15 protein-coding genes are annotated in these 15,862 nt (G+C 31.7%); all 15 read left to right on the top strand.

Annotation, left to right across the window (positions count from 1 at the left end; translation table 11 throughout):
• Positions 1-283 precede the first annotated feature (283 nt).
• A complete protein-coding gene (locus I6U51_RS20555) occupies positions 284-907 on the top strand; it encodes a DUF47 domain-containing protein (RefSeq protein ID WP_211144433.1) in 624 nt (207 codons plus the stop codon).
• Positions 900-1,898, top strand: a complete 999-nt coding sequence (locus tag I6U51_RS20550) for an inorganic phosphate transporter (RefSeq protein ID WP_211144432.1) — start codon at positions 900-902, stop codon at positions 1,896-1,898. Before I6U51_RS20555 ends, I6U51_RS20550 begins: the two co-directional genes overlap by 8 nt.
• A gap of 162 nt (positions 1,899-2,060) precedes the next feature.
• The gene (locus I6U51_RS20545) at positions 2,061-3,395 is read left to right on the top strand and encodes a DUF512 domain-containing protein (protein ID WP_211144431.1); all 1,335 of its coding nucleotides are present in this window, start codon (positions 2,061-2,063) and stop codon (positions 3,393-3,395) included.
• A gap of 3 nt (positions 3,396-3,398) precedes the next feature.
• Complete coding sequence (gene der / locus I6U51_RS20540; RefSeq protein ID WP_211144430.1) at positions 3,399-4,715, top strand: ribosome biogenesis GTPase Der; 1,317 nt, start codon at positions 3,399-3,401, stop codon at positions 4,713-4,715.
• A gap of 2 nt (positions 4,716-4,717) precedes the next feature.
• Positions 4,718-5,716 carry an NAD(P)H-dependent glycerol-3-phosphate dehydrogenase gene (locus I6U51_RS20535; RefSeq protein WP_211144429.1) on the top strand — a complete coding sequence of 333 codons (999 nt, stop codon included), beginning with the start codon at positions 4,718-4,720 and terminating at the stop codon, positions 5,714-5,716.
• Between the two features lie 136 nt (positions 5,717-5,852).
• Positions 5,853-7,331 carry a stage IV sporulation protein A gene (gene spoIVA / locus I6U51_RS20530; RefSeq protein WP_211144428.1) on the top strand — a complete coding sequence of 493 codons (1,479 nt, stop codon included), beginning with the start codon at positions 5,853-5,855 and terminating at the stop codon, positions 7,329-7,331.
• 444 nt (positions 7,332-7,775) lie between these two features.
• Positions 7,776-8,765 (top strand): asparaginase, encoded by a 990-nt coding sequence (locus tag I6U51_RS20525; protein WP_211144427.1) that lies wholly within the window; start codon positions 7,776-7,778, stop codon positions 8,763-8,765.
• A 195-nt stretch (positions 8,766-8,960) separates the two neighbouring features.
• Complete coding sequence (locus tag I6U51_RS20520; RefSeq protein ID WP_211144426.1) at positions 8,961-9,839, top strand: YicC/YloC family endoribonuclease; 879 nt, start codon at positions 8,961-8,963, stop codon at positions 9,837-9,839.
• A gap of 17 nt (positions 9,840-9,856) precedes the next feature.
• Complete coding sequence (gene remA, locus I6U51_RS20515; RefSeq protein ID WP_178908399.1) at positions 9,857-10,129, top strand: extracellular matrix/biofilm regulator RemA; 273 nt, start codon at positions 9,857-9,859, stop codon at positions 10,127-10,129.
• On the top strand, positions 10,129-10,752 hold the full coding sequence (gene gmk, locus I6U51_RS20510; RefSeq protein WP_211144425.1) for a guanylate kinase: 624 nt from the start codon (positions 10,129-10,131) through the stop codon (positions 10,750-10,752). Before remA ends, gmk begins: the two co-directional genes overlap by 1 nt.
• Positions 10,733-10,951, top strand: a complete 219-nt coding sequence (gene rpoZ / locus I6U51_RS20505; protein ID WP_211144424.1) for a DNA-directed RNA polymerase subunit omega — start codon at positions 10,733-10,735, stop codon at positions 10,949-10,951. The genes gmk and rpoZ overlap by 20 nt, the downstream gene beginning before the upstream one ends.
• Positions 10,951-12,141 (top strand): bifunctional phosphopantothenoylcysteine decarboxylase/phosphopantothenate--cysteine ligase CoaBC, encoded by a 1,191-nt coding sequence (gene coaBC, locus I6U51_RS20500; RefSeq protein WP_211144423.1) that lies wholly within the window; start codon positions 10,951-10,953, stop codon positions 12,139-12,141. Before rpoZ ends, coaBC begins: the two co-directional genes overlap by 1 nt.
• A 112-nt stretch (positions 12,142-12,253) precedes the next feature.
• Positions 12,254-14,455 (top strand): primosomal protein N', encoded by a 2,202-nt coding sequence (gene priA, locus I6U51_RS20495; protein WP_211144422.1) that lies wholly within the window; start codon positions 12,254-12,256, stop codon positions 14,453-14,455.
• 17 nt (positions 14,456-14,472) lie between these two features.
• A complete protein-coding gene (def, locus tag I6U51_RS20490; RefSeq protein ID WP_211144421.1) occupies positions 14,473-14,928 on the top strand; it encodes a peptide deformylase in 456 nt (151 codons plus the stop codon).
• 3 nt (positions 14,929-14,931) lie between these two features.
• Positions 14,932-15,861: a methionyl-tRNA formyltransferase gene (gene fmt / locus I6U51_RS20485; RefSeq protein WP_211144420.1), complete on the top strand. Its 930-nt coding sequence runs from the start codon at positions 14,932-14,934 to the stop codon at positions 15,859-15,861.
• Position 15,862 lies beyond the last annotated feature (1 nt).

Genomic DNA, 15,862 nt, shown 5'->3' with positions numbered 1-15,862 from the left:
CCACAAGGGGAGCATATCATTAAGGCAGCTGGCTCTTTTATTATTTTTAATAATTATGTAGAACAATAATGTATTTGTTATAAGAAAACAATAATCAGTCTAATATTGTTATATTTTGTGTGATAATGTGTAAAATAATGTTATAATATCAAATGTTCTATTATATTTTGCAATATATAACGTTTACATTATTAACAAATGTTAATTTCATATTTTACTTTAGTTAATTTTATGTTATACTTTATAAGGTCGAATATATAGTTTCAACATTAGGAGGGATAAAATGTTCAGCTTAACTCCAAAAGAAGACAAATTCTATGATTATTTTATCGAGATTGCAAAAATTGCACAAAAAGCTTCTAATATGCTAGTGGAATTTATACAAGATCTAGATAATTCAGAAGAAAATCATAAGAAGCTCAAAGAAATTGAGCATGAAGGAGACAAAAAACAGCATGAAATACTTCAACAGTTAAATAAAACATTCATAACGCCTTTTGATAGGGAAGATATCTACCTTATAGCAAAAGACATGGATGACGTTATTGACCTTATAGAAGCTACAGCTAGCAGATTCGTAATGCTTAATGTAAATAACTGCACAGAAGAAGCAGAGATGTTAAGTAGAATGATAGTAAGTAGTTGTGAAGAGTTAATAAATTTAATGGAAGAACTTAAAAACATGAAAACTAGTAAAAAATTGCGTAATAACATCATAGAAATTAATAGAATAGAAGAAGAAGGCGACAGAGTATCAAGAAAAGCAATTAGAGATTTATTTAGAAGTAATACTGAAGTTATTGAAATAATTAAATGGAGAGAAATCTACCAGTATCTTGAAGATACATTAGATGCATGCGAAGATGTGGCTAATGTTGTAGAAGGAGTAGTAATGAAAAATGCTTAGTAGTACTATTATTGTAACTGCTGTTATAGTTGTAGTAGCATTGGCTTTTGATTTTATTAATGGTTTTCACGACAGTGCTAACGCTATAGCATGTTCTGTATCAACTAGAGTATTAACATTAAAGCAAGCTGTAATCATGTCTGCAGTAATGAACTTTGTAGGTGCATTCATGAATGTAAAGGTTGCTAAAACTATAGGAAGTGGAATTGTACATGCTGACCATATAACTTTGAAACTTATAATAGCAGCGCTACTCGGAGCAATAATATGGAACTTAATCACATGGTATTTTGGAATTCCAAGTAGCTCCTCGCATGCACTTATTGGAGGATTAGTTGGTTCAGCTATAGTAGCAAATCATTCAGTTGCTGTTGTTAATTGGAGTAGCTTGTTTACAAAGGTTATATTATGGCTTGTATTATCACCGGTAATAGGTTTCTTTATAGGATTTGTACTTATGAACATTATAAATTTTATGTTAAGAAATACAAGGCCAGCAACGGTTTCAAAAATTTTCTCAAAAGCTCAAATACTTTCAGCTATGACTATAGCTTTAAATCATGGTGGGAATGATGCTCAAAAATCTATGGGTATTATTACAATGGCACTTGTTAGTGCTGGAATGATACCTGAATTTGCTGTGCCGAATTGGGTTAAGTTTTCTTGCGCTTTGGCTATGGCATTAGGAACAAGCCTTGGCGGAAAGAAGATAATTAAGACAATGGGATCAAGGATGGCTAAGATTGCTCCAGTTAATGGATTTACGGCGGAAATGGGAGCATCAGCAGTAATTTTCAGTGCAACAATGTTTAATGCGCCAGTAAGTACAACTCACATAATTACTGGTTCAATAATGGGAGTTGGTGCATCGAAAAGACTTTCAGCGGTAAGATGGGCTGTTGCTAGAGAAATCGTAACGGCATGGGTTCTCACAATACCAATATCAGGATTAGTAGCAGGTGCAACTTTTCTTATTTTAAATTTAATATAATTTATAACAAAAACTCTTCTGTTTCTTAGAAGGGTTTTTTATTATGCATTGACTAAATAAGCATATTAAGGTAATATTACTAAATGTAATATAACATCAGTCGACAATTAACAGCTAAAATTTGTCCACTGGTTACTGCTTATTATTAAAGGGGTTGAATATATGAAAAATGAAATTGCAGTAATAAAGCCGGGAAGTATTGCTGAAGAGATGGAAATAGAAATTGGAGACTGTTTGATAAGTATCAATGGTGAGCCAGTTAAAGATATTATTGATTATAAATATTTAATTTGTGATGAATATGTTACAGTTGAAATACAAAAGAAGAATGGGGAAATTTGGGAACTTGAAATAGAAAAAGAATATGATGAAGACTTAGGTGTACAATTTAAAGATGCTATATTAGATAAGCCACAGAGTTGTCATAATAAATGTATTTTCTGCTTTATCGATCAGCTGCCTAAAGGTATGAGGGAGACACTTTATTTTAAGGATGATGATTCAAGACTTGCATTTCTTCAAGGAAATTTTGTAACTCTGACTAATATGAGTGAAGATGATATTGATAGGATAATAAAATATAGAATAAGTCCTATAAATGTTTCAGTTCACACTACTAATCCAGAACTTAGAATTAAGATGCTTAATAATAGATTTGCTGGAAATGTATATGACAGACTAAAGAGAATGACTAGTGCAGGCATAGAAATAAATTGTCAAATTGTTTTATGTCCAGGAATAAATGACGGAATTGAATTAGAAAAAACTATTGAAGATTTATACAAATTATATCCTACTGTAGAAAATTTAGCTGTAGTACCTGTTGGTGTAACCAAATTTAGAGAGGGACTGCATAAGCTAGATTTATATAGTAAAGAAACTGCTGAAAGACAATTAGATATAGTAGCAAAACTGCAGCAAAAATATATAAAAGAAATAGGAAGCCCTTTTGTAAGAATGTCTGATGAGTTTTATGTTGTAGCACAAGGAGAAATTCCATCTACAGATTTTTATAATGGCTTTAAGCAGCTAGAAGATGGTGTAGGAGTAATAAGACTTTTCAGAAACAATATTAAAGATTCTGTTTCAGATTTAAAAGAAAACATAAAAGGATCATTTACAATGGTAACAGGAGAACTTGCCTACAATGAAATTGTAAATGCTGCAGATATTATAATGAAAGCTAATTCTAAGATAAAAATAGATGTTATAAAGATAATTAATAATTTTTTTGGTGAAACTATAACTGTGGCAGGACTTATAACAGGTAGTGATATAATTGAACAATTGAAAAATAAAGAGATAGGAAAACATATTATAATTCCAGATTGCATGCTGAGAAAAGGATATGAATTAGCCGCAGATACAGAAAAAATATTTTTAGATGACATTACTGTCGAAGGTTTAGGAAAAGCTTTAAATAGAGAAATATTAGTATGTGATTATACTGGAGAAGATTTAATAAGCATAATAAATAAACACCATGAGGAGGTATAAAAAATGGGAAAACCAATAGTAGCAATAGTAGGAAGGCCTAATGTAGGAAAATCTACATTATTTAATAAATTGGCAGGTCATAGAATATCTATAGTAGAGGATACTCCGGGGGTAACAAGGGATAGAGTATATGCTCAAGCTGAATGGCTTAGACATAGCTTTACAATTATCGATACTGGTGGTATAGAGCCAGAAAGCAGCGATATTATAATATCACAAATGCGCAGGCAAGCACAAATAGCTATAGAAACTGCAGATGTAATAGTGTTTATAGTAGATGGTAAGGAAGGGCTTACAGCGGCAGATAGAGAAGTAGCACAAATGCTGAGAAAAAGTAAAAAACCAATAGTACTTGTTGTAAATAAAGTAGATAGTCTAAAAGAAGAAGATAATGCATATGAATTTTATAATCTAGGAATAGGAGAACCAATAACTATATCTGCATCACAAGGATTAGGGCTTGGTGATATGCTGGATAGAGTAGTTGAGAATTTTGATGAGGCTTCACTGGAAGAGGAAGAAGATGAATATGTAAGAATAGCTTTTGTAGGAAAGCCTAATGTTGGGAAATCATCACTTATAAATAAACTTTTAGGAGAAGAAAGAGTTATTGTAAGTGATATCCCTGGAACTACTAGAGATGCTATTGATAGTTACCTAGAAACAGAAGAAGGAAAGTTTATACTTGTAGATACAGCTGGTCTTAGAAGAAAAAGCAAGGTTAAAGAAGAAATAGAAAGATATAGTGTTATAAGAACTTATACAGCTATTGAAAGAGCGGATGTATGTATTTTAATGCTTGATGCTACTGAAGGTATAACTGAGCAGGATGAGAAAATTATCGGATATGCACATGAGATGAGTAAGGCTATAATGGTAATTGTGAACAAATGGGATCTTGTAGAAAAAGATACTAATACAATGAACGAATTTAAAAATATGATTAAAACAAACCTATCTTTTATGCCTTATGCAACATATTTATTTATATCTGCACTTACAGGTCAGAGAGTACATAAGGTACTTGAAACTGTTAAAGAATGTTATGAAAGCTATACAAAAAGAATAAAAACAGGTGTGTTAAATGATGTAATAAGCAAAGCGGTAATGATGAAAGAACCACCGATTATGGGAACTAAAAGACTTAAAATTTACTATGTGACTCAGACTGGTGTAAAACCGCCTACTTTTGTGTTCTTTGTAAATGATCAATCTTGTATTCATTTTTCTTATGAAAGATATTTAGAAAATCAATTAAGACAAAACTTTGAGTTTACAGGAACAGGTATAAAGTTGGAGTTTAGAGAAAGGAAGGAATAGTTATGGGTTCAGGAGTTACTTTTTTAGGTGGGGGGAGCTTTGGAACAGCTCTAGCTGTGATGCTCGCTAAGAAAGGAATTCAGGTTAAAATTTGGGATAGAAAAAAAGACGTAATAAATGATATTAATGTAAAAAGAGAAAATATAAAATATTTACACGGTACAGTAATTCCTTTTGGAGTAGAGGCCTTTGAAAATATGGGTGATGCCATTACAGACAGCGATTATATTGTGCTGTCTGTTCCATCACATGCCATAAGAGAGGTGTGTAGGCAGGCTGAAAAGTTTATAACAAACAATCAGATAATAGTAAGCATAGCCAAAGGAATAGAAGAAGAAAGTGAAAAAAGACTTTCGCAAGTTATTAAAGAAGAATTGCCTAAAAACCCCATAGTTATTCTATCAGGTCCAAGTCACGCAGAAGAAGTTGCGCAGGATATACCAACTACTGTTGTAGTAACTTCAGAGAATATGGAATATGCGGAAAAAGTTCAGGATTTATTTATGACAAATAAATTCAGAATTTATGCTAACGAAGACATAACAGGAGTAGAAATAGGAGGGGCAGTTAAAAATATTATTGCTCTTGCTGCTGGAGTGTCAGATGGTATTGGATATGGAGATAACACAAAGGCTGCTCTTATGACAAGAGGAATGAGTGAAATAATAAGAATAGGGACAAAACTCGGTGGCAATAAAGAGACCTTCGCCGGACTTACTGGTATGGGAGACTTAATTGTTACTTGTACTAGTATGCATAGTAGAAATAGGAGAGCAGGAATATTAATTGGTAGAGGGGCCACTGCTATGGAGGCCACAGAAGAAATTGGAATGGTAGTAGAAGGTATAAAAGCTTGTAAAGCTTTTTATGAGTTAAAAGAAAAATTGAAAGTTTCAATGCCTATTACTGATGCTTTGTATAAAGTATTATTTGAAGGTAAAGATCCAAAGTATGGAGTCCATGAGCTTATGACAAGAGATAAAAAATACGAAGTATACTAATGATAAAGAATCTTTGATTAATCACTCTAAGAGTGTTATCAAAGGTTCTTTTAAATTTTTATTTTATTTTAGTAATATTGTCTGTCAATATCAAATATATATATACTGTTAATATTAGATTACTGGGGGGAATATTTTGGAGAACTTTGATATATACAAAGATATTGCAGAAAGAACTCAAGGTGACATTTATGTTGGGGTGGTAGGTCCTGTAAGAACGGGAAAGTCTACTTTTATAAAGAGATTTATGGAGCTTATGGTAATACCTAATATTGAAAATAACTATAAGAAACAAAGAGCAAAAGATGAGCTACCACAAAGTGCATCAGGGAAATCTATTCATACAACAGAGCCTAAATTTGTACCTAATGAAGCTATAGAAATAAGTCTGAATGAGAATACTAAATTTAAGGTAAGAATGGTAGATTGTGTAGGTTACATTGTTAAAGATGCATTAGGCTATATGGAAGGCGAAAACGCTAAAATGGTAACTACACCTTGGTATGACTATGAAATACCTTTTGAAGAAGCGGCAGAAATTGGGACAAAGAAGGTTATAAATGAACATTCAACAATAGGTTTAGTAGTAACTACAGATGGTTCAATTACTGACATAAGTAGAGAAGAATATGTGGAGGCTGAAGAAAGAGTTGTAAATGAGTTAAAAGCAATCAACAAACCTTTTATAATAGTACTAAACTCTGGACAGCCTTATAATCCAGAAACTATGAATCTAAAAAGAGAACTTGAGGAGAAATATGATGTTCCCGTTCAAACGATGGACGTACTTAATATGAAAGAGGATGATATAACCAATGTGTTCCAGAGAGTACTTAAAGAATTCCCTATAAAAGAAATAAATATTGATATGCCTGAGTGGATAGAAAGGCTAGAAGCGTCACACTGGCTAAAGATAGACTTTATAGATTTAGTAAAAGATATGTGTAAAAACATATTTAAAGTTAGAGATATAAGTAAATCATTAGAAGGATTTGTTGATGTTGAATTCTTAGGTGTGTCTAATATTAAGGAAATTAATATGGGTGAAGGTACTGCAAGGATAAATTTAAAACCAAAAGAAGATATGTTCTATAGAATATTAAGTGAAGTTTGTGGAAGTGAACTAGGTGGAGAAAGTGATTTACTTGAGGCAGTTAAACAAATGCATAGAGCAAAAGTTGAATACGATAAGGTAGCAGAAGCTTTAAGGGATGTAAGAGAGACTGGGTATGGCTTAGTAGCACCTCAGCTTACTGAAATGAAACTAGAAGAGCCTGAAATAGTAAAGCAAGGAAATAGAACAGGTATAAAATTAAAAGCTAGTGCTCCTTCTCTTCATTTTATAAGGGCAGATATAGAAACTGAAGTTTCACCTATAATGGGAACGGAAAGAGAAAGTGAAGAGATGGTTAAGTCTCTACTAGAACAGTTTGAAAATGATCCTTCTAAAATATGGCAGAGTAACATGTTTGGTAAATCTTTGGAGATACTTGTTAAAGAAGGGTTGCAAAATAAGTTATACAAGATGCCTGAGGATGTACAGGTAAAAATACAGAGAACTCTTCAAAAGATAATTAACGAAGGTAATGGAGGCTTAATCTGTATTATATTATAATTTAAATATAATGTATAAAGCCTGTGAACTTTAAAGTTCACAGGCTTTATAGATGTTAGTTTATTATTCTTTGTGTAAATCAATTTTTTAGTTTGAAACACTATATGGAGAAGTCAACTTTCGGCCTAGTACTTCTATATAAGATAAAAATATGACTAAAATGCATACTATATAATATCCACTTTATTAAAAAATTTTTATATATTTTCTATTTATAAGAAAATTAATATTGTAGAATTAATATTATATCAATTAATAGAGTAAATCTGAACAAAATTAATAAATTATAATAAAAATCATGAAAAATGATCATCATTAGATTATAATAGAAAGGTAAGAGATTTTAAGGAGGTTAAAGTCCTAAATGGACTTTAACGAGTAGTTTGCGAGCGGAAGCGAGTAGGTTAAACTACTCAGTGTTCTGACTAAAAGGAGGAATTTTTCATGAAAAAAGTTGCTATAGTTTTTAATGGTGGGACGATATCAATGAAGGTAGATCCGAGAGTTCAAGCAGCAGTACCAAGCCTTAGTGGTGAAGAGATAGTTGCTATGGTAACAGGTATTGAAAATTATGCATATATAGAGTCATATAATTTTTCTAATGTACCAAGTCCATTTGTAACTCCTAATGATATGATGAAATTATCAAAATATGTAAAGGATTTATTAGATAGAGAAGATATAGATGGTGTAGTAGTAACTCATGGCACAGATTCATTAGAGGAAACGGCGTATCTTCTAGATTTAACAATACAAAATGATAAACCGGTTGTAGTTACAGGTGCTATGAGAAGTAGTTCAGAGCTTGGATATGATGGTCCAGCAAATTTATCAGCAGCGACATGTACTGCTATTTCAGAAGAAGCTCGTGGAAAAGGAGTCTTAGTATGTATGAATGGAGAGCTGAATTCAGCCTCAGAGGTAACTAAGGCTAATTCTATGAGTTTAAGTGCTTTTAAAAGCCCAGGTTTTGGACCTTTAGGAATAGTGGATAACAATCAGGTTATTTTTTATAGAGATAATCTAACAAGACACCATATAGATACTAATATAGTTGAAGCTAAGGTAAGTCTTATAAAGTGTGTTTCAGGAATGGACTCAAGATTTATAGATTTTTGCATTGACCAGGGAGATAAAGGTATTATAATTGAAGGAATGGGAAGAGGTAACATACCACCTAAGATGGTAGATGGAATCAAAAGGGCTTTGAATAAAGGAATAATAGTGGTATTAGTTTCAAGATGTTTTGAAGGAAGAGTTTTAGACACTTATGGATATAATGGTGGAGGAAAAGAATTAAGAAATCTTGGAGTAATATTTGGAGATAACCTTCCAGGCCAAAAGGCTAGAATTAAGTTAATGCTTGCGCTAGGAATGACAAGTAATAAAGAAGAGATTAAAGAAATTTTTGAAAAGGGATTGTATAATATATAAGCATATATTTATATATAGAAAATATTTTGTGATATAATCTTTTTTAATAAATAGGGGAGTTAAACTACATAATTTGCTAAATTTAATAATAATATATATGAAATTTGATGAAATATAAATTTATCTTGCAATTATTATTAATATTTATGTATAATTAGTATGAATTAGCAAGGAAAGACGGAAGGATGAAATATAATGATAAAAAGTATGACCGGCTTTGGAAGGGGAAGTGTAGAACAAGATGGGCGCAGCTTTGTAGTAGAAATAAAAAGCGTAAATCATAGATATTGTGATTTAAATATAAAAATGCCTAAAAGTTTTCTATCCTTTGAAGATAGAATTAGAAAGACAGTTTTAGAGAAAATAAGCAGAGGAAAAGTTGACGTTTTTATTACTCAAAACAAACAGGAAAAGCTTGGTGTAAAAGCAGTTCTTGATGAAAATTTAGCTGATAGTTATGTTGAGTGTTTAAAAAAAATAAAAGATAAGTATGACATAAAGGAAGGACTATCTATATCTCTTATTGCTAAATTCCCAGATGTAATAATATTAAAGCAGGAAGAAGAAGATATGGAAAGTATATGGGGAATTCTTTCTAATCCTCTTAAAGAAGCTATAAATTTATTAGTAGAAATGAGAGAAAAAGAAGGATTGAAACTTAAAAAAGATATACTATCAAAGTGTGACTATATTAAGCAATCTTTGGATAAAATAGAGAAAAGGTCTCCCTTTGTAGTATGTGAATATAAAGAAAAGCTTAACGAGAGACTAAAGGAATTGCTTCAAGATTACCAAGTAGATGAAAACAGAATAGCTATGGAAGTTGCTATATTTGGTGATAAAGCATGCATTGATGAAGAAATTGTTAGACTAAATAGTCATTTAGTACAACTAAGAGAGACTTTTAATTTAGATGAACCTATAGGAAGAAAACTTGATTTTATATTACAAGAAATGAACAGGGAAACCAACACTATTGGTTCAAAGGCAAATGATTTAGAAATAACTAACTCTGTTTTAAATATAAAAAATGAGATAGAAAAAATTAGAGAACAAATTCAAAACATTGAATAACAATTAGGAGGAAATGTATGAGTATAAAATTAATAAACATAGGCTTTGGTAATATTGTGTCAGCAAATAGATTAGTTGCTATAGTTAGCCCAGAATCTGCTCCAATTAAAAGAATAATTCAAGAAGCTAGAGATAGAGGGATGCTTATAGATGCTACTTATGGAAGAAGAACAAGAGCTGTAATAATTACAGATAGTGATCATGTTATACTTTCAGCAGTACAGCCAGAAACAGTGGCACACAGATTATCCTCTAAAGAAGAAGAAGAAGCTAATGAGGTTGATGAATAATGAAAGGACTTTTAATCGTAATATCCGGCCCTTCTGGCGCTGGTAAGGGCACCATTTGTAAGGCTTTACTGGAAGAAAATGATTTTTGGATTTCAGTTTCAGCTACTACAAGACAGCCTAGAGCGGGAGAAGTAGATGGTGCCAATTATTACTTTTTAACTAAAGAGGAATTTAAGAAAAGAATAGATTACGATGATTTTTTAGAATATGCTGAAGTTTATGGCAATTATTATGGAACACCGAAGTCAAATGCTTTAAAAGCTATTGAAAATGGTAGAGATGTAATATTAGAAATAGATATTCAAGGAGCTTTAAAAGTAAAAGAAAGCTATCCAGAAGGAGTATTTATATTTATACTTCCTCCTTCAATGGAAGAACTTAAGAACAGAATAATAAATAGGGCATCTGAAACACCTGAATCTCTTATGACTAGATTTAAATCTGCATATAAAGAAATAAATTACGTTTCTAAATACAATTATGCCGTTGTTAATGATACTGTTGAAGAGGCAGTAAAAAAAATACATAGCATAATTGTTGCTGAAAGATGCAGAGTTGATAGAGTTAAAGACAAGATATTAGACTCAAAGGAGGGAATTATTCATGAACAACTCTATGATTAATCCATCAATAGTGGAATTATTAAAAAAGGTTGATAATAGATACACATTAGTTACTATGACAGCTAAAAGAGCAAGACAGTTAATTCAAGGTGAGGAACCTTTAGTAAGAACTAATTCAACAAAACCTGTTACTATATCAATTAATGAAATAAACCAAGGAGCAATAACATACGAGACAATTAGAGAAGGTATAAAATAATGGCTCAAGATAAAAAAACGGTGGTTATAGGAGTAACGGGGGGCATCGCTGTATATAAGGCATTGGATGTAGTGAGTAAATTAAAAAAGAAAAATTACGAAGTACATGTGATAATGACTGATTCAGCTACAAAGTTTGTAAGCCCATTAAGCTTTCAAACTTTAAGCCAAAACATCGTAAACTATGATATGTTTTCCGAGCCAAGAGCATGGGAAATTCAGCACATATCTCTTGCAAAGAAAGCTGATTTGATTGCAGTAATTCCTGCTACAGCAAATATTATAGGTAAGGTTGCGAATGGTATAGCAGATGATCTTTTATCAACTACCATTATGGCAACTAAAGCACCTGTAATTTTTGCTGCTGCAATGAATACGAATATGTATAGCAACCCTATTGTACAGGACAACATAAGCAAACTTCAAAACTATGGTTATAAGTTTATTAAACCTACTAGTGGAAGATTAGCTTGTGGAGATGAAGGTGAAGGTAAGCTAGTTGATACAGAAATAATAGCAGAATATATTGATAGTATGCTTTATGATAAAAAGGATTTGTCAGGCAAAAAAGTTCTAGTAACTGCAGGTCCAACTATAGCAAGCATTGATCCTGTCAGATATATAACCAATAGATCTTCAGGGAAAATGGGATATGCTATAGCAGAAGAAGCAAGAGATAGAGGTGCAGATGTAACTTTAGTATCAGGGGCAACATCTCTTAAAGCTCCTTTTGGAGTTAAATTAATTAATGTAAAAACTAATGCAGAGATGCTTGACAATGTATTGGAAAACTTTAATGACCAAGATATCATAATTAAAGCTGCTGCAGTTGCTGATTATAAACCTAAGCAGTATTCTGATAAAAAGATAAAGAAAGCTGCAGATGAATTTGAGCTAACCCTAACAAAAGATAGTGATATACTTAAAAAGTTAGGAGAATTAAAAAAGCATCAAGTACTTGTAGGATTTGCAGCTGAAAGTAATGATTTATTGCAAAATGCTGAAAAAAAGCTAAAAAATAAAAATCTTGATTACATTGTAGCAAATGATATTACAGCCTCAGACACGGGGTTTGCTTCAGACAATAATAAGGTAACAATACTTAACCGTGATGGAAGAACTATTTCTTTAGAAAAAATGTCTAAAAGACAGGTAGCAAGGAAATTATTTGATTTAATAAATGAAAAGTAATTTTTGAAAGAGGGGCTGAAGCTTGCGATTTTTCGTAAGAAAATGCCTCTCTTATTTAGTATATTATTGAAACTAAAAAATTAAACAAAACTTAACAATAAAGGGTGATTAAGTGTATAGGTATGCAGGAATTATAGTTAACAATACTTCTATACAGGTAGATAAGGTTTTTACATATAGAATACCAGAAAATCTAATTGGTAAGTTAAGTATAGGGTTCAGAGTGAAGGTGCCCTTTGGAATGGGAAATAAAAAAATAGATGGGTTTATAGTTGGACTGTATGAGGATTGTAACAACAAAGGAAATATGAAAGAGATTCAATGCCTATGTGAAGGGTTTCCACTGTTTACTGAGAAAGATTTAATCATTATAAATGAGATGCGAGAAAAATATCTTTGTACTTATCTAGAATGTATAAAGGTCTTTATACCAACAGGTATCTTTAAAGGGATGAAGAATAAGAGTGAAACATTAGTATACTTAGGCAAAGCATTAGAAGGAAAATACGAAAAAGAGCCATACATAGGAATATACAAAACTATTGAAAAAAATAGTGGTATGTACACAAAGACTTCATTAAGTAAAGAATTTAACCTATCACTATCCTCAATAAATACTATGTTGAAGTATGGATTTCTTACAAGTCAGGAACAAATAGTTAATAGGTATAATACAAGGCAATACGATATATATTCAAAAAAAGTGTTAAATGAAGAACAGCAAAAAGCTGTAGATGAAATATTAGTATCTGATAGTAAAACATATCTTATACATGGGGTAACTGGTAGTGGAAAAACAGAAATTTATATGCATTTAGTAAGTGAAATGATTAAAAAAGATAAAGAATCTATAATTTTGGTGCCTGAAATTGCCCTTACACCTCAAATGGTAGAAAGATTTAAGGGACGATTTGGAGGAAACATAAGTGTGTTTCACAGCAAGCTATCTGATGGTGAACGGTATGATGAGTGGCTTCGTGTAAAAATGGGAAAAGTAAAGGTAGCAATAGGAGCTAGATCTGCTATTTTTCTTCCTTTTAAAAATCTAGGACTCATTGTAATAGATGAAGAGCATGAAGGAAGTTATAAATCCGATAGTAATCCTAAATATAATGCTAGAGAAATAGGCGAAATTAAATGTAATATAGAAAACTGTAAATTAGTTTTAGGTTCAGCTACACCATCTATTGAAACTTATTATAAATGTAAGAAAGATAAATTTAAATTAATATCTATAAAAAATAGAGCTGATGGAGCTATTATGCCAGAAGTTGAAATTGTAGATATGAGAGAAGAGCTCTTAAGCAATAATAAGTCTATTTTTAGTAAAAGTTTGCATAAAGCCATTGAGGAGAGATTAGCTAAAAAAGAACAAATAATTCTGTTTTTAAATAGAAGAGGGCATTCAACTTTTGTTTCATGCAGAAAATGTGGTTTTGTGTTTAAATGCAACAATTGTGACATATCGCTTACCTATCATAGCGAGGGAAGAAAATTAGTATGTCATTATTGTGGAAGTAAGCACTATATACCTAACACCTGCCCTAAATGCGGAAGTAAATATGTTAAATATTTCGGTATAGGAACGGAAAAAATAGAGCAGGAAATAAATAAGATATTTCCAAGTGCTAGAACTCTAAGGATGGACTTTGATACAACAAGAGGTAAGAATTCCTACGAAGAGATATACGAAACATTTAAAAATGGTGAGGCAGATATACTAATTGGTACACAAATGGTAGCAAAAGGTCTTGATTTTAAGAATGTAACTTTGGTTGGAGTAATTGCTGCAGATTTATCATTAAATCTTCCAGATTTTCGTTCTACTGAAAGAACATTTCAACTTATAACTCAAGTATCTGGAAGAGCAGGTAGAGGGGAAAAGGCTGGTAAGGTTGTAGTTCAGACCTATAATCCTGAGAATTATAGTGTTAAATATGCCTGCAGCAGTGATTATGACAATTTCTATAAGGAAGAAATAGATATAAGATATACTATGGACTATCCACCTTTTTCAGAGTTACTACTTATTAATATGAGTAGTAGAAATGAGAATATTTTAATAAAAAGTATACAAAATGTTGGTATTTATTTAAAAAATATGTTAGAAAAAAATGATACAATTAAAATGTTAGGTCCATGTCCCTGTCAAATCTCAAAAATAAAAGAGCTTTATAGGTGGCAAATTATATTAAAGGGTAAAATAACAAGAGAATTTGGAGAAAATGTAAGGAAAGTAGTTTATGATTTATTGAAAGATGTTTATAATGATATAAGGGTAAGCATTGACGTAAATCCAAATAATTTATTATAGATTACGGAGGGAAATAGATGGGTTTAAGAAACATAAGAAAATATGGTGATGAAATACTTAGAAAGAAAAGCAGAAAAGTAGAAGTTATAAACGATAGGATTCTAACTTTAATTAAAGATATGGAAGAAACAATGTATGAAGCTCAAGGTGTAGGCCTTGCAGCACCTCAGGTTGGAATACTTAAGAGAATTATAGTAGTAGATGTAGGTGAAGGAATAATAAAACTTATAAATCCTGAAATTATATCTAGAGAAGGAAGTCAGTTAGATGTTGAGGGATGTTTGAGTGTTCCTGGTGAACAAGGAGAGGTAGAAAGGCCTAATAGAGTAACGGTAAAGGCTTTAAATGAAAAGGGTCAGGAGATTACAGTAGAGGGAGAAGGATTGCTTGCTAGAGCATTATGTCATGAAATTGACCATCTAGACGGTATATTATTCGTTGATAAAACTATAGATAGCGAAGGGAGAGAATAGAATATGAATATAGTTTTTATGGGTACTCCAGATTTTGCAGTACCTTCGCTTAAAAAACTTATAGAAGAGTTTGGTGTAAAAGCTGTTTTCACTCAACCTGATAGGCCAAAAGGGAGAGGAAATAGGTTAGCTATGTCACCAGTAAAAGAAGTGGCATTAGAGAATAACATACCTGTGTTTCAGCCTGAAAAGCTGAAGAATGACCCAGAGGCTTTACAAAAATTAAAGGATATGAAACCGGATTTTATTGTAGTAGTAGCTTACGGACAGATACTTACAAAAGAAGTACTAGATATACCAAAGTATGGATGTATTAATCTTCATGGGTCACTTCTACCAAAATACAGAGGGGCAGCACCAATACATTGGGCTATAATAAATGGAGAAAAAGAAAGTGGAAATACAACTATGTTTATGGATGTAGGCTTAGACACTGGAGATATGCTTCTGAAAAGCAAAGTTGAAATAACTGATGATATGACTGCCGGAGAACTTCATGATATTATGATGGAAGACGGAGGCGAACTACTTGTAAGAACTCTAAAAGGTCTAATTGATGGAAGTATAACTAGAGAAAAACAAGGAGAAACACCTACAGCATATGCAAGTATGCTGGATAAAAATGTGTCAAAAATTAATTGGAATTTAAGTAGCCATGAGATAAAAAATATGATAAGAGGTTTAAATCCTTGGCCTATTGCATATACTCAGTATGATAAGCAAAATATGAAAATTTTTAAAGCTATGGTATTAAATGAAGAGTGTAATCAGGAGCCAGGATACGTTATTGATGTTTCGAAAGATGGAATAAAGGTAGCCTGTGGAAAGGGTACATTGTTAATTCAAGAAGTACAATTTCCAGGTGGAAAGAGTATGAAGGTAGGAGAATATATAAAGGGTCATGAATTAAAGAACGGCATTATACTTAAATAGT

Source organism: Clostridium aciditolerans (genome assembly GCF_016316925.1).
GTDB lineage: Bacteria > Bacillota > Clostridia > Clostridiales > Clostridiaceae > Clostridium_AM > Clostridium_AM aciditolerans.
Note: the sequence above shows the minus strand (reverse complement) of the source record. Positions and strands in the feature narration are given on the sequence as shown.